This is a genomic window from uncultured Tateyamaria sp. (genome assembly GCF_947504105.1).
Classification (GTDB): domain Bacteria; phylum Pseudomonadota; class Alphaproteobacteria; order Rhodobacterales; family Rhodobacteraceae; genus Tateyamaria.
On the sequence record NZ_CANNGP010000040.1, the window covers coordinates 1 to 17981 of the forward strand.

The 17981-nt window shown below is 59.4% G+C and carries 20 protein-coding genes; 14 read left to right on the forward strand and 6 right to left on the reverse strand.

Translation table 11 applies throughout. The features are described 5' to 3' along the window. Nucleotides 1–388 precede the first annotated feature (388 nt). From Q1A75_RS18885 to Q1A75_RS18915, 7 genes are all read left to right on the forward strand, one after another. Nucleotides 389–1213, forward strand: a complete 825-nt coding sequence (locus tag Q1A75_RS18885; RefSeq protein WP_299555149.1) for a tryptophan 2,3-dioxygenase family protein — start codon at nt 389–391, stop codon at nt 1211–1213. Next, entirely contained in the window at nt 1214–2398 is a 1185-nt protein-coding gene (gene kynU / locus Q1A75_RS18890) for a kynureninase (RefSeq protein ID WP_299555146.1), read from the forward strand. Between the two features lie 84 nt (nt 2399–2482). Further along, nucleotides 2483–3610, forward strand: coding sequence for an ABC transporter substrate-binding protein (locus Q1A75_RS18895; protein WP_299555143.1), 1128 nt, complete (start codon nt 2483–2485; stop codon nt 3608–3610). 88 nt (nt 3611–3698) lie between these two features. Next, complete coding sequence (locus Q1A75_RS18900; RefSeq protein WP_299555140.1) at nt 3699–4616, forward strand: branched-chain amino acid ABC transporter permease; 918 nt, start codon at nt 3699–3701, stop codon at nt 4614–4616. Then, nucleotides 4616–5599 (forward strand): branched-chain amino acid ABC transporter permease, encoded by a 984-nt coding sequence (locus tag Q1A75_RS18905; RefSeq protein WP_299555158.1) that lies wholly within the window; start codon nt 4616–4618, stop codon nt 5597–5599. Before Q1A75_RS18900 ends, Q1A75_RS18905 begins: the two co-directional genes overlap by 1 nt. Next, a complete protein-coding gene (locus tag Q1A75_RS18910; RefSeq protein WP_299555137.1) occupies nt 5592–6347 on the forward strand; it encodes an ABC transporter ATP-binding protein in 756 nt (251 codons plus the stop codon). The genes Q1A75_RS18905 and Q1A75_RS18910 overlap by 8 nt, the downstream gene beginning before the upstream one ends. Then, nucleotides 6344–7033: an ABC transporter ATP-binding protein gene (locus Q1A75_RS18915; protein WP_299555134.1), complete on the forward strand. Its 690-nt coding sequence runs from the start codon at nt 6344–6346 to the stop codon at nt 7031–7033. Before Q1A75_RS18910 ends, Q1A75_RS18915 begins: the two co-directional genes overlap by 4 nt. Before the next feature lie 8 nt (nt 7034–7041). Here Q1A75_RS18915 and Q1A75_RS18920 read toward each other — a convergent pair whose 3' ends face one another. Genes Q1A75_RS18920 through Q1A75_RS18930 form a run of 3 tightly spaced genes read right to left on the reverse strand, consistent with a single transcriptional unit; the run spans nt 7042 to nt 9051 of the window. Further along, nucleotides 7042–7833 carry a metal ABC transporter permease gene (locus Q1A75_RS18920; protein ID WP_299555155.1) on the reverse strand — a complete coding sequence of 264 codons (792 nt, stop codon included), beginning with the start codon at nt 7831–7833 and terminating at the stop codon, nt 7042–7044. Next, nucleotides 7826–8575, reverse strand: a complete 750-nt coding sequence (locus Q1A75_RS18925) for a metal ABC transporter ATP-binding protein (RefSeq protein ID WP_299555131.1) — start codon at nt 8573–8575, stop codon at nt 7826–7828. The genes Q1A75_RS18920 and Q1A75_RS18925 overlap by 8 nt, the downstream gene beginning before the upstream one ends. Then, nucleotides 8566–9051 carry a transcriptional repressor gene (locus Q1A75_RS18930; protein ID WP_299555129.1) on the reverse strand — a complete coding sequence of 162 codons (486 nt, stop codon included), beginning with the start codon at nt 9049–9051 and terminating at the stop codon, nt 8566–8568. The genes Q1A75_RS18925 and Q1A75_RS18930 overlap by 10 nt, the downstream gene beginning before the upstream one ends. Before the next feature lie 102 nt (nt 9052–9153). On the opposite strand from Q1A75_RS18930, the gene Q1A75_RS18935 reads away from it, so the two are divergent. Next, nucleotides 9154–10224 (forward strand): zinc ABC transporter substrate-binding protein, encoded by a 1071-nt coding sequence (locus Q1A75_RS18935; protein WP_299555127.1) that lies wholly within the window; start codon nt 9154–9156, stop codon nt 10222–10224. A 1-nt stretch (nt 10225) separates the two neighbouring features. Here Q1A75_RS18935 and Q1A75_RS18940 read toward each other — a convergent pair whose 3' ends face one another. After that, a complete protein-coding gene (locus Q1A75_RS18940) occupies nt 10226–11446 on the reverse strand; it encodes an FAD-binding domain-containing protein (RefSeq protein ID WP_299555125.1) in 1221 nt (406 codons plus the stop codon). Between the two features lie 133 nt (nt 11447–11579). Here Q1A75_RS18940 and Q1A75_RS18945 point away from each other — a divergent pair, with 133 nt between their 5' ends. The 3 genes from Q1A75_RS18945 (at nt 11580) to Q1A75_RS18955 (ending at nt 14142) form a co-directional block, all read left to right on the forward strand. Continuing rightward, nucleotides 11580–12221, forward strand: coding sequence for an ATP-dependent Clp protease proteolytic subunit (locus Q1A75_RS18945; RefSeq protein WP_299555123.1), 642 nt, complete (start codon nt 11580–11582; stop codon nt 12219–12221). Nucleotides 12222–12383: 162 nt separating this feature from the next. Next, on the forward strand, nt 12384–13649 hold the full coding sequence (clpX, locus tag Q1A75_RS18950) for an ATP-dependent Clp protease ATP-binding subunit ClpX (protein ID WP_299555121.1): 1266 nt from the start codon (nt 12384–12386) through the stop codon (nt 13647–13649). Nucleotides 13650–13773: 124 nt separating this feature from the next. After that, nucleotides 13774–14142, forward strand: coding sequence for a RidA family protein (locus Q1A75_RS18955; RefSeq protein ID WP_299555120.1), 369 nt, complete (start codon nt 13774–13776; stop codon nt 14140–14142). Here the strand turns inward: Q1A75_RS18955 and Q1A75_RS18960 are convergent. After that, nucleotides 14139–15929: an FkbM family methyltransferase gene (locus tag Q1A75_RS18960; protein ID WP_299555118.1), complete on the reverse strand. Its 1791-nt coding sequence runs from the start codon at nt 15927–15929 to the stop codon at nt 14139–14141. The two genes, Q1A75_RS18955 and Q1A75_RS18960, sit on opposite strands and share 4 nt — an antisense overlap. A gap of 164 nt (nt 15930–16093) precedes the next feature. Here Q1A75_RS18960 and Q1A75_RS18965 point away from each other — a divergent pair, with 164 nt between their 5' ends. From Q1A75_RS18965 to Q1A75_RS18975, 3 genes are read left to right on the forward strand one after another with little or no spacing between them, the layout of a single operon-like run. Then, nucleotides 16094–16477 carry an NADH:ubiquinone oxidoreductase subunit NDUFA12 gene (locus tag Q1A75_RS18965; RefSeq protein WP_299555116.1) on the forward strand — a complete coding sequence of 128 codons (384 nt, stop codon included), beginning with the start codon at nt 16094–16096 and terminating at the stop codon, nt 16475–16477. After that, on the forward strand, nt 16478–16930 hold the full coding sequence (gene mlaD / locus Q1A75_RS18970; protein WP_299555114.1) for an outer membrane lipid asymmetry maintenance protein MlaD: 453 nt from the start codon (nt 16478–16480) through the stop codon (nt 16928–16930). Next, nucleotides 16927–17301: a DUF2155 domain-containing protein gene (locus tag Q1A75_RS18975; protein ID WP_299555112.1), complete on the forward strand. Its 375-nt coding sequence runs from the start codon at nt 16927–16929 to the stop codon at nt 17299–17301. The genes mlaD and Q1A75_RS18975 overlap by 4 nt, the downstream gene beginning before the upstream one ends. On the opposite strand, the gene aat is transcribed toward Q1A75_RS18975, so the two are convergent. Beyond that, the gene (gene aat, locus Q1A75_RS18980) at nt 17265–17900 is read right to left on the reverse strand and encodes a leucyl/phenylalanyl-tRNA--protein transferase (RefSeq protein ID WP_299555152.1); all 636 of its coding nucleotides are present in this window, start codon (nt 17898–17900) and stop codon (nt 17265–17267) included. The genes Q1A75_RS18975 and aat overlap by 37 nt on opposite strands. Between the last annotated feature and the right edge of the window lie 81 nt (nt 17901–17981).

Sequence of the window (17981 nt, forward strand, 5' to 3'; positions counted from 1 at the left end):
AGATGCCCAAAGGTCTTCCTCTCAGCAATCGCACTCGCCGCAATCGTTACTTACTGGTTATGAGTCCTGAGCCTAGGCAACATTCCGCAGTGTGGTTTGAGCCAACTCGCCATGACCGTAGAGCTTAAATTAGAATCCTCGTCAACTTCGTGTCCGCTTTGGCGGATTGTACCGACAACGTTAGCGCGGACAGCGAATTTTAGGTTCGCCGCGATGCTGTTTTTAACTATGGTGGCGAAGCGCACACAGCGGTCATTCAGTTGCAAAAACCTAACGGCAACAAAGTCCCGCAAAGCCGTCATCAGGTTAGAGGTCGGGACTATCCACATCTCATGCTGCTATGGACATCGCCGCGTGCCTGCACATTATCGTGCGGGGGAGGCAGGCAATGACCGGCAATGACGAACACCATGGTGCCAAGCTCGATTTCACGGCGGACATGTCCTATGGCGATTACCTCGAACTGGATGCGCTGCTGACCGCTCAGCATCCGCGTTCGGACGCCCATGACGAGATGCTGTTCATCATCCAGCACCAGACATCCGAGCTGTGGATGCGGTTGGCCATCCATGAGTTGAACTCGGCCCGCGACGCTATTTTAGAGGGTGAGCTGGCCCCGGCCTTCAAGATGCTGACGCGGGTGGCGCGCATCTTTGAGCAACTCAACGGCGCGTGGGATGTATTGCGCACGATGACGCCAAGCGAATACACGACCTTTCGGCCCAGCCTTGGCAATTCATCTGGGTTCCAGTCGCATCAGTACCGGTTGATCGAGTATGTGTTGGGCAACCGGCAGCTTGCCGTGTCGAAAGTGCATGAGCACCGGCCTGAGGCATTTGCGACCTTGTCCGCGGAATTGGCGCGGCCCAGCCTGTATCAGGTGGCCTTGGCCCGATTGGGCAGTCATTTCGACGCGGCTGATCTGGCGGGGGAGCCGCACACCGGGCCGTGGGCTGCGCGCGATCATGTGCAGGATTTGTGGCAAAAGGTTTATGAAGATCCGGCAACCCATTGGGAGCTTTATGAACTTGCCGAGAAGCTGGTGGATCTTGAGGACTATTTCCGCCGCTGGCGGTTCAACCATGTGACGACCGTTGAACGCATCATCGGTTTCAAGCGCGGCACTGGCGGAACGGCGGGTGTCAGCTATTTGCGCAAGATGCTGGACGTTGTTCTGTTTCCTGAGCTTTGGAATGTGAGAGGGGCCCTGTAGATGGTTCTGAGAAAAGAGTTTTTCGATCTGCCTGAGGGTGTCATCTATCTTGATGGCAATTCCCTTGGGCCGTTGCCGAAGGGCGCCAAGGCGCGTGTCGCCGAGATGATGCAGGATGAATGGGGCGCGGAGCTGATCAAGGGGTGGAACAGTGCGGGCTGGATGGCGCAACCAAGCCGTGTTGGTGATATGGTGGGTCGGCTGATCGGCGCGCCTGCGGGCACTATGGTGATGGGCGATACACTGTCGGTCAAGGTCTATCAGGCCCTTGCGGCCGCATTGAAAATGCGGCCAGACCGTAAGGTGATATTGAGTGATTCCGGTAACTTCCCCACCGATCTTTACATGGCGCAGGGGCTTATCCAGATGCTGGACGGCGGGTATGAGCTGCGTGTGGTAGAGCCCGAAGCGGTTGCTGATGCGATGGATGACAGTGTCGCGGCGGTGATGCTGACGCAGGTCGATTATCGCACGGGCCGGGTGCACGACATGGGCGCCTTAACCGAACTGGCCCACAGTTCGGGGGCCGTCATGATCTGGGATCTGGCGCACAGCGCGGGTGCGCTGCCCGTTGATCTGGCCGCCTGTGCTTGTGAATTTGCGGTGGGCTGCACGTACAAGTATCTGAACGGCGGGCCGGGCGCGCCTGCGTTTGTCTATGTGCGGCCTGATCTGGCCGACAGTATCGATCCGGCGCTGGCCGGGTGGCTGGGGCATGACGCGCCCTTTGCTTTCGACCTCGACTATCGCCCGGCGCCGGGTATCGAGCGAATGCGGGTCGGCACACCGCCGGTGATCCAATTGACCGCGTTGGAGGCGGCCCTGGAGGTGTGGGAAGGCATCGACATGCAGGATTTGCGCGTCGCATCAGTGGCTTTGCAGGAGGTGTTCATCCGCGAGGTTGAGGCGCGTGTGCCGAACCTGACCCTTGCCAGCCCGCGCAATGCAGCGCAGCGCGGCAGTCAGGTGTCGTTCCGGTTTGAACATGGCTATGCAGCGGTCCAGGCTCTGATCGCCCGCGGCGTGATCGGGGACTTTCGTGCGCCGGACATCATGCGTTTTGGCTTCACCCCGCTGTATCTGGATGAAGCAGATGTGTTGGCGGCTGTGGATCATATCGAAACGGTTATGCGAGACCGGTTGTGGGACGATCCTGTCTTTATGGCCCGCCAGAGAGTGACCTAGGGCTTGACAGAATGGGGGCGTATAAGCGCCTGATAGCGACGAAAGACGGGCCGTCAGAGTCCGGCAGATAAGGGAGAGACTTCAATGACATTCAAACAGCTTCTGGCTGCGACCTGCGTCGCGGCCCTGGGTGCGGGCGCGCAAGCCGATGGGGTGAAGGTCGGCATGATCACAACGCTTTCGGGCGGTGGCGCGGGCCTTGGCATCGACGTACGCGACGGGTTCCTGCTGGCAGTGAAGGGCAATGACGACATCGAGCTGGTGATCGAGGATGACCAACGCAAACCGGACATCGCCGTGCAACTGGCCGACAAGATGATCCAGTCCGAAAAGGTTGACGTGATGACCGGGATCATCTGGTCGAACCTGGCCATGGCGGTGGTGCCTGCCGCGACGGCACAGGGCAAGTTTTACCTGTCGCCCAACGCTGGCCCGTCCGCATTGGCGGGCAAGGGGTGCCATCAGAACTATTTCAATGTGAGCTGGCAGAACGATGCGTTCTCGGAAGCGGCGGGCACGGCGCTGAGTGGTGAGGCAGGCAAAGTGTTCCTGATGGCCCCGAATTATCCTGCGGGGCAGGACATCATGGCCGGTTTCAAGCGCACCTTCCAAGGCGAGATTGCGGCCGAGGTCTATACCAAACTGGGTCAGACCGACTACGCCGCCGAGATTGCGCAGATGCGGGCGAGCGATGCCGACCAGATCTATTTCTTCCTGCCGGGTGGCATGGGGATTTCGTTCATGAAGCAGTATGCGGGATCGGGCGTGGACAAGCCTGTGTCGGGTCCAGCGTTCAGCTTTGATCAGGGCATTTTGGGGGCCATTGGTGACGCTGCCGTGGGGGCCAAGAACACGGCGCACTGGTCAAAGGATCTGGATGTGCCGGGCAATGCTGATTTCGTGGAAGCCTTCCAGGCTGAATACGGTCGCTTGCCGTCGATTTATGCGGCGCAGGGGTTCGACACTGGCCTGTTGCTGGCGTCCGCCGCGGCCAAGGCAGATGTGGATGATGCCGATGCCTTCCGGGCTGCGCTGAAAGAGGCGGATTTCCAGTCTGTGCGCGGCAAGTTCTCGTTCGGGGCAAACAACCACCCGGTACAGGACATCTACATGCGCGAAGTGATCAAGGAAGGTGATCTGGTCACCAACCGGATCGTCGGCACGGCTGCGACGGATCACAGCGATCCTTATGCGGCGGATTGCAAGCTTTGATCTGATTGGCCTCAGTTATGCCCGAGGCCATACCTTCCATAAAAATGAGAGGCTTGCGGGGTGAAGATGACCCCGTAAGACGGGGCGAATGACGACGCTTCTGTTGATTGAGCAGGTGCTGAACGGGCTGCAATCGGGGATCATGCTGTTCCTGATGGCGGCTGGTTTGACTCTGATTTTTGGCGTCATGGGCCTGATCAATCTGGCGCACGGCTCGCTGTACATGATCGGGGCCTTTGCGGCGGCTGCGGTTGCTGGGGCCACCGGGTCCTTTGTGCTGGCTTTAGGGGCAAGCCTGATTGCAGCTGCTGCGGCGGGCGCGATCATTGAAATTGGAGTGATCCGCCGCCTCTATGAACGTGATCATCTGGATCAAGTATTGGCCACCTTTGCGCTTATCCTGATCTTGTCCGAAGGGACACGTTGGGCGTTCGGGTCCTTTCCGCTCTATCTGGACGTACCTGCGGCACTGGCGGGGCCGGTTACATTGCCCGGTGGCATTCAGTACCCCGCTTACCGATTGCTCATCATCGGTGTCGGTCTGGTGATCGCGGTCGGGTTGTTCCTTTTGATCGCGCGAACCCGTATTGGTATCCAAATCCGCGCGGGTGAGAGTGATCGTGAGATGATCGCAGCCCTTGGTGTTGATATTTCAAAGCTTTACACGTTGATCTTCGCTTTGGGCGCGGCGCTGGCTGGGCTGGCCGGAGCCTTGGTTGGAGCGATCCAATCGGTACAGGTCGGCATGGGGGAGCCTGTCCTGATCCTTGCCTTTGTCGTGATCGTCATTGGTGGCATCGGGTCGATCAAGGGCGCATTGGTTGGCGCGCTTCTGGTCGGTTTGACCGATACGTTGGGCGGCGTTCTGTTGCCCCTTGCACTGAGTGGCGTGATGGACGCGTCCGCCGCGACCTCAGTAGGGTCGGCGTTGGCCTCGATGTCGATTTACATCCTGATGGCGTTGGTTCTGATCTTTCGCCCCACGGGCCTCTACGGGACGGCATGATGCAGCGCGAGGCGGTTCTGAACACCCTTGTCTTTCTGGCGCTGCCTGCGGTCGCTGTCATTGCGCTTGTGTTGGACGAGCCGTTTGCGATCACGCTTGCGACGCGTGCGGCGATCCTTGCCCTTGCTGCTGTGGGTCTGAACCTTGCCCTTGGTCTGGGCGGGCTGGTGAGCCTTGGACACGCGGTGTTCTTCGGGCTGGGCGGCTATGCCATGGGCATTCTGGCGAGCCATGCGCAAAGCTATGCGCCGCTGGACCTTGGACTGTTTGTGATCGAGGGCACCAAGTCCATGCCGGTGATCTGGCTGACGGCTGTTTTTGTCAGTGCGTTGGCGGCGTTGCTGATTGGTCTGCTGGCGCTGCGCACGGCGGGTGTCTACTTCATCATGATCACGCTCGCCTTCGGGCAGATGTTTTATTACTTCAACATTTCCTGGCCGGCCTACGGCGGTGAAGACGGGTTGAGCATCTATGTGCGCAACAGTTTTCCTGGCCTCAATACGCTTGATCCCATCCAGTTCTTTGGTCTTGTGTTCGCCGTTCTGGCCGTTGTGCTGCTTATCATGGGGCGCATTGAGCGGTCCCCGTTTGGTCTGGCGCTTGGCACCGCACGGCAGAACGCGGCGCGGGCTGAGACCGTGGGCCTCAGCCCGTTTCATCTGCGCCTTGTGGCCTTTGTCATTTCCGGTGCTGTGACGGGGCTGGCGGGGGCGCTGTTTGCAGACCTCAACCGCTTTGTGTCGCCGACCATGTTCAGTTGGCAGATGTCGGGGGAGTTCATTGTCTTCATCGTGCTGGGTGGCATTGGCCGGTTGTTCGGGCCGGTGGTGGGGGCCTGTCTGTTTGTGCTGCTAGAGCATCTGCTGAGCGGGGTCAGTGAGTTCTGGCTGATCTACCTCGGCGCCATCCTGTTGTTTGTTGTCCTTTTTGCACGAGGCGGCGTCATTGGTGCCTTGGCCGGGCGGGGCGCGCACCATGGCTGATCCGCTTCTGGACATACAGGGGGTATCCAAGTCCTTTGGCGCGTTGCGTGCGACGGACGATGTGTCGCTGACCCTTTTGTCGGGTGAGATTCATGCGCTGATCGGACCAAACGGGGCGGGCAAGTCGACCTTGATCCAGCAAGTTGCTGGTGGCCTTGTCCCTGACGCGGGCCGCATCCTGTTCGATGGGCGTGATATGACCACCCTTGGCACGGCTGAGCGGGCCCGTGCGGGTTTGGGTCGCACCTTTCAGATCAGTGCGCTCGCCATGGAGAACACGGTGTTGCAGAACACTGTTCTGGGTGTCGTTGGTGCGTCGCGCCGTGTGTGGCGCTTTGCGCGATCGGTCATGCGGGATGGCAATGCGCGCGCGCAGGCTGAGGCGGCACTGGAGCGTGTTGGCCTGTCGGACGTGGCACATGTGCGCGTAGGCGAGTTGAGCCACGGGCAACGCCGCCTGCTGGAGGTGGCCGTCGCACTGACCCTGCGCCCCAAGGTATTCCTGATGGACGAACCAATGGCGGGTCTGGGGGCCGAGGGATCGGCCAGCATGACCGGGTTTCTGGATGGTTTGCGCAGCGAAGCACCCATTCTGCTGGTTGAGCATGACATGGATGCTGTCTTTGCCCTTGCCGATCGTATTTCGGTCTTGGTGTCAGGCAAGGTGATCGCAACAGGTACGCCCGCCGACATCCGCAGCAACGCGGATGTGCGCATCGCCTATCTGGGTGAGGAGGGTGCGCCATGAGCCTGCTGCGTCTGGAGGGGATCGAAGCGGCCTATGGTGCGGCGCAGGCGTTGTTTGGCGTTGATCTGGCCGTGGAGGAGGGCGAGGTGCTGGCCCTGATGGGCCGCAACGGCATGGGCAAGTCCACCACGATCCGGGTGATCTGTCGGATAATGAAGCACTCGCGGGGGACAGTGCAGTTTGATGGACGGGACATGGCCCGCATACCATCGCATTTGGCCGCGTATGCCGGGTTGGGGCTGGTGCCTGAAGGTCGGCGCGTGTTTGCCCGCCTGACGGTCCGTGAGAATTTGATCGCGGCGGCCCGTCCCGGGGCTTGGGATCTGCGGAAGGTGACGGGTCTGTTCCCCCGGTTGGCGGAACGCTCAAGCCAGTTGGCGGGGCATCTGTCTGGTGGTGAGCAGCAGATGCTGGCCATCGGTCGGGCGCTGATGACCAATCCGCGACTGATGCTTCTGGACGAAGCGACGGAAGGGCTGGCCCCGGTTGTGCGTCAAGAGATCTGGGCGGCGCTGGATGCTGTGCGCCGGGACACCGGGCTTTCATTGCTGGTGGTGGACAAGTCGCTGGCCGAATTGGGCCGGATTGCGGATCGTGCCGTGATCCTCGAACGTGGCCGTTCAGTTTGGCACGGGGCGATGGCCGACGTGCCCGGGGACGTTGCAAACACCTATCTGGGTGTTTGATCTTTGAGTCACCGAAGGGTGCGTGCGCCAAACAAGGTCGTGATGACGAACAGCCCGGCTGCGACGCAGACGATTGTCGGTCCGGTCGGGGTATCGAACTGGTAGGCCGCGCCCAAACCACCAAGCGCCGACAAGCTGCCGATAGCTGCCGTCAGCAGTGCCATAACCTCGGGCGTGCGCGCGAGGGGGCGTGCTACGGCGGGAGGGATAACCAGAAGGGCGCCGATCAGAAGCGCTCCGACCACTTTGATTGCCACCGCAACGGTCACGGCAAGGGCAATCGTCAGGACCAGTTGTTCTGTCTTGGCCGAGATGCCGCTGGCTTGTGCAAGATCCGGATTCAGCGCGGCTGTGAGCAGTCTTTGCCAGCGCCACAGGATCAGGCCGACCACGGCGGCGGCCCCGGTCCAGATCAGCGCCAGGTCGGTCTTGGACACGGCAAGGATGTCGCCGAACAGGTAGCTCATCAGGTCCACCCGCACGCCCGACAACAGGGACACGGCGACGATGCCGACGGCCAGCGCTGCATGTGCCATCACGCCCAGCAGCGTGTCTTCGGCCAATCCACGGCCCGACAGGGATTGCACCAGCGTCGCCATGATGAGGGCCGTCGCCAGCACACCGATCATGATTGGGCCTTGGAAGGCGAGGGACAGTGCGACACCCAGAAGGGCGGCATGGGCCGTTGCATCGCCGAAATAGGCCATGCGGCGCCACACGACAAAGCAACCAAGAGGGGCGGCGGCGAGGGCCGTGCCGACACCGGCAAGGCCCGCGCGCACAAGGAAATCGTCAAGCATCTTCGTGGTCGTGCCCGTGGTCTTGGTCGTGATGATGGTGGTGGTGATCGTGCTGGTGACGATAAAGGGCAAAGGCCCCTTGCGTCCCGGTTCCGAACAGGGCGCGATATTCGGGCGCGTCCTGCACAACGTCCGGCGTGCCCTGACAGCACACGTGGCCGTTCAGGCAAAGTACCCGGTCGGAAGCGGCCATGACCACGTGCAGATCGTGGCTGACCATCAGCACTGCGCAACCCAACTGGTCACGCACATCTGCGATCTGGCGATAAAAGGCAGCGGCCCCGGGTTGATCGAGGCCTTGGGTGGCCTCATCGAGGATCAATATGTCAGGTTCCATCAGAAGGGCCCGTGCCAGCAAAACACGCTGGAACTGCCCGCCGGAGAGGTCGCGCATCTGGCGCTTGGCCAGATCAGGTACGCCCGCCTCTTGCAAGGCGCGCGCCATGGCGTCGTCCGAATGTCTGTGTGGCAGGCATAGGAAACGCGAGACGGTCAGCGGAAGAAACCCGTCCATTTGAAGGCTTTGCGGCACGTAGCCGACGCGCAGGCCGCGGACCTGATCCACTCGGCCTTTGATGGGGCGGATCGCACCGATCAGCCCTTTGACCAGTGTAGATTTGCCCGATCCGTTGGGGCCGACCAATGTGACGATCTCGCCCCGATCAATGTGAAAATCGACATCGCGCAACACAGGTGTCGAACCATGTCCCAGTGTCAGCCCTTCGGCGGTCATCAAGCGCATGGGGTGTCCTCCACACAGGCGGGGCAGATGCCCATGGCCTCTATGACTGTCTTTTCAATCTTGAATCCGGTGGCGGCGGCGGCCTGTCCCAAGCGCCCCTTGTCTGCGGCGGTATCGGCCTCGGCCACGGTCTTGCAGCGGGTACAGACCAGAAACGCGGGTGCGTGATCCTCGCCCAGATGCGCGCAGGCGATATAGGCGTTCAGCCCTTCGATCTTATGGGCAAAACCGGCACCAGTCAGAAAGTCCAATGCCCGATAGGCGACGGGGGGCGCTGTACCCAACCCTTCGTTCGACAAGATGGCCAGCAGGTCATAGGCGCCAAGCGCCCGATGTTCGGCCAGCAGGATTTCCAATGTCCGCCGGCGCACCGGCGTAAATTTGAGGCTGTGCGCTGTGCAATGTGCCTCGGCCCGAGCAAGGGTCGAGCTGATGCAGGTCGCGTGGTCGTGTTTGTGGAAACCAATGGTGGGCATGGAGCCTCGGAGCAGTGCCGTCAGAATTTTGGGGTTGATATGTTATACCATGACATATAGCAATCTCAATTGGATGTTATAACATATCAATTGGGGATCGTGATGCGCATTCTTTTTCCGGCAACTCTTGTCGCTCTGCTTGGCACAACTGCACTGGCTGAAGCGCCGCGCGTGGCCGTGGACATTGCCCCGGTGCACAGCATCGTTGCGGCAGTCATGGAGGGGGTCGGCACACCTGACCTTATCGTGCCTGCCGGTGCGTCTCCGCACGATCACAGCCTGCGCCCGTCCAAAGCGCGCGCGCTGGATCAGGCCAACCTGATCGTCTGGATGGGTCATGGTCTGACCCCTTGGCTGGAGGGGCCGATAGATAACCTGGGCAGTGGGGCAGAGCAGATCGAGCTGCTGGGGCTGCCCGCCACACTGCGTTTGGACCTTCGGGAAGGTGCGTCCTTTGCTGCCCATGACCATGGACATGGGGAAGAGGCGCACGAAGAACACGATCATGACACGCATGATCACGAAGAGGCCGGGCATGACGCGCATGGTCATGAAGACGACAAGCACGATGATCATGGGCATGATGAGGCCGAGCATGGTGAGGAGGGGCATGACGATCATGCCGACGAGGAGAACACGCATGATGATCATGGCCACGCGCACGCGGACGGCGTAGACCCGCACGCTTGGCTCGATCCGCAAAATGCTGTGATCTGGGCGGCGGTCATTGCCGAGGAGCTTGGGCACATCGACCCCGAAAATGCGCAGACGTACACGGACAACGCGGTGAATTTTGAAAGTGAAATCGACGCGCTTATCGCGGACGTTGAACAAGACATTCAACCTATTGCTGATCGGTCCTTCATCGTGTTTCACGACGCCTACCAGTACTTTGAAGCGCGGTTCGGGATCGCGGCGGTTGGGGCGGTCTCGGCCTCGGATGCCGAAGATCCAAGCCCCAGACGCCTTGCCGAATTGCGCGAAGAGATCACTGCGCTGGATGCTGTATGTGCTTTGACCGAACCGCAGTTCAATCCAGGCATCGTCAACGCGCTGGGCGATGTGCGCTCGAGCGAGATCGACCCGATTGGTGTGTCCGTGGTGCCCGGTCCCGATCTTTATTCTACCGTCATCCGCAACATGGCGACATCTCTGAAAACCTGCTTGGAATAGGTCACTCCGCCGCCCACGGCCCCTCCAACAACTGGGGGATCTTGTCCTTGAAGCGAAAGAAGCCGTGGGTCGCGTGGGGCCATGCCGCGCTGTCATGCGAGCGCCGGACCCGGTACAAAGGTGGCGCGCCATCAGTTGTCGCCAAGTGCGCCAAGACATCTGCCGCAGGCCCGACGGCGGCGTATGCCGTTACGATCTGGTCCAGCTCTTTGGCGTTGGCCCAATGTGCCAGTGCCTCGGCTGTTGGTGCAGGGTAGGATATCGTTCCAAGCCTTGCGCCAAAGCGGTCCGCCGTATCCTGTGCGGCGGCGCTGGCAAAATCTGTCACATGGCCTGCCACGGTCAACGGCGACAGCCCGGATCGCGTGGTGATCACCGCTGTTGCAACAGGTGCAATGCCCGCATCCAGAATGAAGCCCGGGCTCAGATCGTCGTCATGCAGGATCAGGCCGGTGCGTTGTGTCGGTCTTGGCAGACCGGCCTCGGGCAGCAGCATCGCGTCTGGTTTGGGTGGTCCGGACAAGGCGGGTGCTTCGGCAGCCAATTGCCATTTTGGTGCAAACCGCCCTTCGGTGTATTTCGATATATTGGACGTGCGGGCCAGATACGTCTTGCCAGGCGTCTGGATGCCCGCCACCCAGCGCCAACTGAGTGTATTCGAGGCAGGATCACCATCCAGCAGGTGCCGCAGGAAGAAATCAGCGCCCAATTCCCATGGCAGCCGCAGTGTGAATATCCAGATGGATGCGAACCACATACGCGCGTGATTGTGTAAATACCCTGTTTCAACAAGCTCTTGCGCCCAGGTATTGAAGCAGTCGATATCTGTTTCGCCTTTGCACGCAGCCTCCCATCTGTCGCGCAGGCCGGATTGTGTTTGCACATTGTCGAGCGCGCCTTTCAGGGCCGATTTATACTGCCCCCACACGGCCGGCCGCATTTCGAGCCAGCCTTTCCAGTAGGTGCGCCAATACACTTCCTGAATGAACTTTTCAGCGGATTTGGCATTGTGGCGGGCCAGCGTTGCCTGCAGCACCTCTGCTTCGGTAATCAGGCGGGCCCGGATATAGGGCGAGAGCGTTGACACACCCTCGTGCCCGTCGCGGCCCATATCGTAGTTGCGCCGCGCAGCATAGTTGCGCCCCGCCTGGGGCAGAAACCGGTGCAAACGTTCAAGCGCTGCGGTGCGTGTCGGGTGAAATCGGGTCAGAGCGTCGGTCATGGAAGCCCAGCTAGGCGGCTGCGGTATCTCTTCAAGCGTTCGCGTGCCCTTGCAGCCCCCGAACGCCGATACTAAGACTCGGGTAACGACTTGGCGGGTATGGTCTCGCCGAGGTTTGACGAGGCAAGACATTATGCGCGATCCCATCGATCAATATGCACACTTCACGAACAATCTGGTGCCCATGGTTGTTGAACAGACGAGCCGGGGCGAGCGGGCCTATGACATCTTTTCGCGCCTGCTGAAGGAGCGGATTGTCTTCATCAACGGACCCATCCATGACGGGATGAGCCATCTGATTGTCGCGCAGTTGCTGCACCTTGAGGCGGAAAACCCGTCCAAGGAAATCAGCATGTACATCAACTCGCCCGGCGGCGTTGTGACGGCCGGCCTGTCGATTTACGATACGATGCAATACATCCGGCCCAAGGTGTCCACGCTGGTCTGCGGCATGGCGGCGTCCATGGGGTCGGCGATCGCAATTGGCGGTGAGCCGGGGATGCGGTTTGCGCTCCCCAACTCGGAAATCATGGTGCACCAGCCGTCCGGCGGATCGCAGGGCATGGCGTCCGATATCCTGATCTCGGCCCGCCATATTGAACAGACACGAGAGCGGCTGTATCAGCTCTATGTCAAACACGCCGGACAGGACTATGAGACCGTGCAAAAGGCACTGGATCGCGACACTTGGCTGACTCCCGAGGAAGCCAAGGAATGGGGCCACATTGACGAGATCGTGGACAAGCGCGCGAAGGCCGACGACGAAGAAAGTTGAGCCTATGTTTTGCGCACCTCACGGGGTGCGTGATCTGACCGTTAGGTCAGGCAAAAAGACGATTGTGGACCCCGCGGGCCTGTCTTAAGCTGACGGTCAACGCGGGGCGGGCCGGATACCTCCGGCACCTGGAATGGCGGCATCTGCCGGGAAGGACGCGACATGGCCACGAATTCGAGCGGCGACAGCAAGAACACCCTTTATTGCAGCTTTTGCGGCAAGAGCCAGCACGAGGTCCGCAAGCTGATCGCAGGACCGACCGTGTTCATTTGCGATGAGTGTGTCGAACTCTGCATGGACATCATCCGGGAGGAAACAAAAGCCTCTGGCCTCAAGTCCACGGATGGCGTGCCCACGCCAAAGGATATCTGCGAGGTGCTCGACGACTACGTGATTGGTCAGGCGATGGCGAAGCGCGTTCTGTCAGTGGCCGTGCACAATCACTACAAGCGTCTGAACCACGCCCAAAAGGGCGGGGATATCGAGCTGGCAAAATCAAACATCCTGCTGATCGGTCCAACCGGCTGCGGCAAGACACTTCTGGCCCAGACGCTGGCCCGGATTCTGGACGTACCCTTCACGATGGCGGATGCGACCACGCTGACCGAAGCGGGCTATGTCGGCGAGGATGTCGAGAACATCATTCTCAAACTGCTCCAAGCCTCGGAATACAATGTCGAACGTGCGCAGCGCGGCATCGTCTATATCGACGAGGTCGACAAGATCACCCGTAAGTCCGAAAACCCGTCGATTACACGCGACGTTTCAGGCGAGGGCGTGCAGCAAGCGCTGCTGAAATTGATGGAGGGCACCGTGGCCTCGGTTCCTCCACAGGGCGGCCGCAAGCATCCGCAGCAAGAGTTCCTGCAGGTGGATACTACGAACATCCTGTTCATCTGTGGCGGAGCGTTTGCCGGTCTGGACAAGATCATTGCACAGCGCGGAAAAGGGTCTGCGATGGGCTTTGGCGCGGATGTCCGTGACAATGACGAACGCGGCGTGGGCGAGATCTTTACCGACCTTGAGCCAGAGGATCTTTTGAAGTTCGGGCTGATCCCGGAATTCGTTGGCCGCCTGCCTGTTCTGGCGACGCTCGAAGATCTGGACGAAGACGCGCTGGTCACCATCCTGACGGCACCAAAGAATGCGCTGGTCAAACAGTATCAGCGCCTGTTCGAACTCGAAGACACTCAGTTGACCTTTACTGACGACGCACTGACGGCAATTGCCAAGCGTGCGATCGAACGCAAAACGGGTGCGCGCGGCCTGCGCTCGATCCTCGAAGACATCCTGTTGGATACCATGTTCGAGCTGCCCGGACTGGAATCCGTCGCAGAAGTGGTCGTGAACGAAGAAGCAGTGAACTCCGATGCGACGCCGCTCATGATCCATGCCGAGGCAGAAAAAGAGCCGGCTTCCGCGAGTTAGTCTGAGCATACCGATGCAAAAGTAAGGCGGGTTTCAAACCCGCCTTTTTTGTTGAATGTATCCAGGGCTGACCAGGCCGAAACCGTAAGGCGCGCTTATGTGCGCGCCATTGAAAGGATGGACGATGACAATCACACGCATTCATTCCAGTGGCGCGTTTGAGCCAAAGATTGGTTACTGTCGCGCGGTCGTTGCCGGAGGATGGATCCATGTTGCTGGCACCGTGGGGCAGGGCGGCACCGCACCCGAGCAATGCCAAGACGCACTGGACACGATCCACGCGGCTTTGACCGAAGCGGGGGCGGACTGGAAAGATGTCGTGCGCGTCACCTACATGCTGCCCGATCGCCATGAGTTTGAGCCGTGTTGGCCTATCTTGAGGGCCACTTTTGGTGCGCACCCACCTGCGGCCACGATGATTGAATGCGGTTTGATCGATCCAAAGTATCGGATTGAAATCGAAGTGACAGCGGTGTTGCCAGAGCAGATTTAAGCTGCTCTTTTGAAACGCTTGTCCAAAACGGCCTGAATGCTAACGGGATCAACTTCTGGCCAGGGCGTGCTGGCAGTGATGAACCCGTTTTCGAAAAGAGTTTTTTGTATTTTTTGCATCTCCGGTTCCCCCATGGCCAGACGCCCGCGCTGGGTATCAGGATGTTCCCACACGGATTTCAGGCAGGACACGACCAACGGCGTGTTGCCGGTGAACGATGTCAGATGGCGTGCAATCATCTTCGTTGCGCTGGATTTACGGCGCGAGATCATTGCGACCTTTTGGTCCGTCAAACCGCAGAATGCCAACATATGGAGGGCTGAACCTTCGCTCGCGATCACCTGTTTTGCTGCCCTGTAGCGGGCGATCTGGGTATGAACTGAGTGTAGCTGCGGATGAAAAATCTCGTACCCTTCTGCACGTAGATGTTTTTCAATCTGTTTTTCACCGAGCAAGCCGCCCTTTTCGAGCGACAGTTTTGAACGCGAAATGTACAGCTTTTCGCTGCCTTCGGGCGCAATGTCTTTTGCAAAACGGTTTTCACGGAATTGTCGAAACAAAGGTGTGCCCGCAACAATCGCGCCAAGACCAAATCCCTGACCAGGAACAATCAGTTCTTCTACCTGCCGTGGGGCATCGATTACCTTGACCGGAACGTTGACGCCCATGGCGGTGAATATGTCCGTCTGAAAGGATTTGAGCGACAGCACGCTGCCGGGGCGGCGGGGCGTAAACAGTATTCCGTCGATATCGCCCCGTACGACGTCCAGCGCCCACAACCGACCAAGTGATTCCGCGATGAAATGGGCGAAGTTACGATACAGGACACCACCCCAGATCCAACGTCCAGGCAACGGCTTAGGCGGGTTCCTTAAGGGATCAAACGGTAGGGTTGTGCGACCTTTGTTCCTCCAATGCGCGGCCATGGGAACATCGTCGCCTTGCGCGGTTTGCACACCAGACCGACTGATGAAGCCACTGGTTTCGCTTGGCTTAACAATGGCATTTTCGCAAGTCTGCACACGTTCTGACCAGCCTCCGGTTGGGTCGGGCCAACTGGAGTCGGGGTGTGACCAAACTTCGTCTCGCGTGCACGTCCAGACAAAGCGCGTCGATAACTTTTCGTTCTTTATGAAGTTGGAATTCCGCAGGATTTTCTTGCATTCACGTGTCCCTGCCTTGCCATAGGCGTCGGGATGGAATTCCAACACGATGGCACGGATGCCGCGCAGATTTGCGTGACGCAGAAGCTCCAGTTCGCCCCCTTCGATATCCATGATCAGCACATCGGGGCGAAATGTCTTGATGACGGTGTCATACGGGACGGTCTCGACCTCAACGGGTGTGCTCCTGCGGCGGTCATTCTGGATCAAGGAGGATCCAAGATAGGACGTACGCAAATGAAAAGTGACGCGATCCGGCTGATCTGGCCCTGCCGTCACCACTTGATGGCGCACCTCCATCATGTCCTCGAGATCATTCAGATGATGCAGCTCTTTGATGTGTGGGATCAGGTTCGGGTTCGCTTCGAAGGACAGGACTGCATCCGGCTGCGCGTTTTTTGCAATGACCGCCCCAACTACGCCCAGACCGGCCCCCAGTTCCAGAACGCGATCGCCCGGTTGAACGACATCAAGTGCTCCCTTGATTTCCTCGCCCTCGTACCGGCCTTCATTCATGCGGCGGATGCGGGTCTCGTTCAGGAAAGGGGACGCGGGAACCTTGACCCCGAAACAGGTTGCTGCGATCTCCGATGATAGTTCACTTGCCCCATTCGTGTCCGTCACAGTCTGCCCCCAGTTTACGACTTGTTAAAGTTATACACGCTCAAGTAGTCGCGTCCCATTGAAAATTGAGCGAGATTCAAGATGCCGAAGGACTGCGGCACCTGCGCCACTGGACCTCTGTGTCGTATTACGGCATAGACTGATCCAAACGTCGGAGGCGATATATGGGCATTCTCAACACGCTGTTGCGCGCGGTGACTTGGTGGAACGGCCAAACGCTTAATACGCAGATATTTACGGCTCGAAAGGGCGTGAAAGTTGGCGAAGACAGCGAGGGCAACGTCTTCTACAAGACGCATGATGATCGCCGCCGCTGGGTCATCTACAATGGTGAGGCTGAGGCGAGCCGTGTGGATCCCGAGTGGCACGGCTGGCTGCACCGCACATGGGACGAGCCGCCAACCGACAAGCCGCTCACACGCAAGGATTGGGAAAAACCGCACCAGCCGAACCTGACCGGGACGGCCTTGGCCTATGCCCCTGCGGGGTCCATCCGCCGCGCTGAACCGGCCGAGCGGTCCGACTACGAAGCCTGGACGCCCGAATAAATGGCCGAGAACACGAGCGAGGTTCTGGTTGGCGGTGTTGTGCTGGCGGCAGCTATTGGATTTGCCGTGTACGGCGCCCAAGTTGCAGGCCTTGGCAGCAACAATGGCGCTGCCTATCCACTGACAGCCAGTTTCCGCAGCCTTGAAGGCGTGAGCATCGGCACCGATGTGCGGCTCGCAGGTGTTAAGGTTGGCACTGTTACAGATGTGGCCTTGAACCCGGAAACGTATCGGGCCGACACGGTGGTGTCAGTGCGGTCCGACACGCAAATCCCGGATGACAGCGCCATTGTCATCAGCTCCGAAGGGTTGCTGGGCGGCAACTTCGTTGAAATCATGCCCGGTGGTTCCCCCTTCTACTTCGAAGCTGGCGATGAAATTATCGATACTCAGGGCTCGGTGAGCCTGATTTCCCTGCTGCTGAAATTCGTCTCGGGGGGCGAAGACGAATGATACGGCGCGCCGCACATGTTGCGGTGCTGGCGATCGCGTTGCAAAGCACCGGGATCGCCGCCGCGCAACAGGAAACGGAATCCGCTCAGGGCGCTGTTCTGCGCGGGTTGGACAAGTTCAGCGGTCAGGTTGTTGATATTCAGATGCAGGCGGGTCGCACGGTGCGGTTTGCGCGTCTCAGCATCACCCTGACCGAGTGTCGGTACCCGTCTGGCAATCCGTCAAGCAACGCTTATGCCGGTTTGCAGATCACAGAAGCCGGGAAAGACGGCGTGGTATTCTCTGGCTGGATGATTGCCTCTGCCCCCGCTTTGAACGCGATGGAGCATCCGCGTTATGACGTCTGGGTCATGCGCTGCACCACGTCATAGAGCGTTCCTACAGGGATCGCGTCAAAATCAGCGCTGTGCACGCTTAGCGCCCGCTCAAGACGCGCGTGATATGTGGCGCGTGTGATTTCCGTGGCACCAAGGCTGGCCAAATGCGTTGTCAGAAACTGAGTGTCGAACAGGACAAACCCTGCACGGCGCAAGTGGTCCACGGCTGCCGCCAACGCCATCTTTGATGCATTTGCTCGGCGCGAAAACATGCTTTCGCCAAAAAATGCACCTTTCAAAACAACACCGTACACGCCACCAACCAGATGCGGCCCATCCCATATCTCGATTGACCTTGCCTGCTTTCTTGCGTGCAATGCGTTGTAAAGGTTTCGAATTTCCGGGTTAATCCACGTGTCGATCCGGTCCGCGCAGCCTTCGACTACAGCGTTGAAATCGGCATCGGCTCGCAATGTCCAATCGCTGCGTCGCATGGCGCGCGCGAGCGACCGAGACATATGAAAGCCGTCAAGCGGCAAGATCCCACGCATGCGCGGATCGACCCAGAACACTTCCGGATCGTCGCGCGATTCTGCCATCGGAAAAATGCCCGAGGCATAGCCCTGCAACAACAGGTTGGGGGTCAGTCGAATGTCGTCTTTCATGTGCGGGTCCGCCGGGAATGAACGCAGACTACTCCTCTGTCCGGACATAAAAAAGGGACCGCATACAGC

Coding starts and splice junctions, on each gene's coding strand:
- Q1A75_RS18965 (WP_299555116.1), top strand. CDS start 16,094: ATGGGCATTCTCAACACGCTGTTGCGCGCGGTGACTTGGTGGAACGGC.
- clpX (WP_299555121.1), top strand. CDS start 12,384: ATGGCCACGAATTCGAGCGGCGACAGCAAGAACACCCTTTATTGCAGC.
- Q1A75_RS18895 (WP_299555143.1), top strand. CDS start 2,483: ATGACATTCAAACAGCTTCTGGCTGCGACCTGCGTCGCGGCCCTGGGT.
- Q1A75_RS18945 (WP_299555123.1), top strand. CDS start 11,580: ATGCGCGATCCCATCGATCAATATGCACACTTCACGAACAATCTGGTG.
- Q1A75_RS18940 (WP_299555125.1), bottom strand. CDS start 11,446: ATGACCGACGCTCTGACCCGATTTCACCCGACACGCACCGCAGCGCTT.
- Q1A75_RS18910 (WP_299555137.1), top strand. CDS start 5,592: ATGGCTGATCCGCTTCTGGACATACAGGGGGTATCCAAGTCCTTTGGC.
- kynU (WP_299555146.1), top strand. CDS start 1,214: ATGGTTCTGAGAAAAGAGTTTTTCGATCTGCCTGAGGGTGTCATCTAT.
- Q1A75_RS18935 (WP_299555127.1), top strand. CDS start 9,154: ATGCGCATTCTTTTTCCGGCAACTCTTGTCGCTCTGCTTGGCACAACT.
- Q1A75_RS18905 (WP_299555158.1), top strand. CDS start 4,616: ATGCAGCGCGAGGCGGTTCTGAACACCCTTGTCTTTCTGGCGCTGCCT.
- Q1A75_RS18925 (WP_299555131.1), bottom strand. CDS start 8,575: ATGCGCTTGATGACCGCCGAAGGGCTGACACTGGGACATGGTTCGACA.
- Q1A75_RS18920 (WP_299555155.1), bottom strand. CDS start 7,833: ATGCTTGACGATTTCCTTGTGCGCGCGGGCCTTGCCGGTGTCGGCACG.
- Q1A75_RS18955 (WP_299555120.1), top strand. CDS start 13,774: ATGACAATCACACGCATTCATTCCAGTGGCGCGTTTGAGCCAAAGATT.
- mlaD (WP_299555114.1), top strand. CDS start 16,478: ATGGCCGAGAACACGAGCGAGGTTCTGGTTGGCGGTGTTGTGCTGGCG.
- Q1A75_RS18885 (WP_299555149.1), top strand. CDS start 389: ATGACCGGCAATGACGAACACCATGGTGCCAAGCTCGATTTCACGGCG.
- Q1A75_RS18930 (WP_299555129.1), bottom strand. CDS start 9,051: ATGCCCACCATTGGTTTCCACAAACACGACCACGCGACCTGCATCAGC.
- Q1A75_RS18915 (WP_299555134.1), top strand. CDS start 6,344: ATGAGCCTGCTGCGTCTGGAGGGGATCGAAGCGGCCTATGGTGCGGCG.
- Q1A75_RS18900 (WP_299555140.1), top strand. CDS start 3,699: ATGACGACGCTTCTGTTGATTGAGCAGGTGCTGAACGGGCTGCAATCG.
- Q1A75_RS18975 (WP_299555112.1), top strand. CDS start 16,927: ATGATACGGCGCGCCGCACATGTTGCGGTGCTGGCGATCGCGTTGCAA.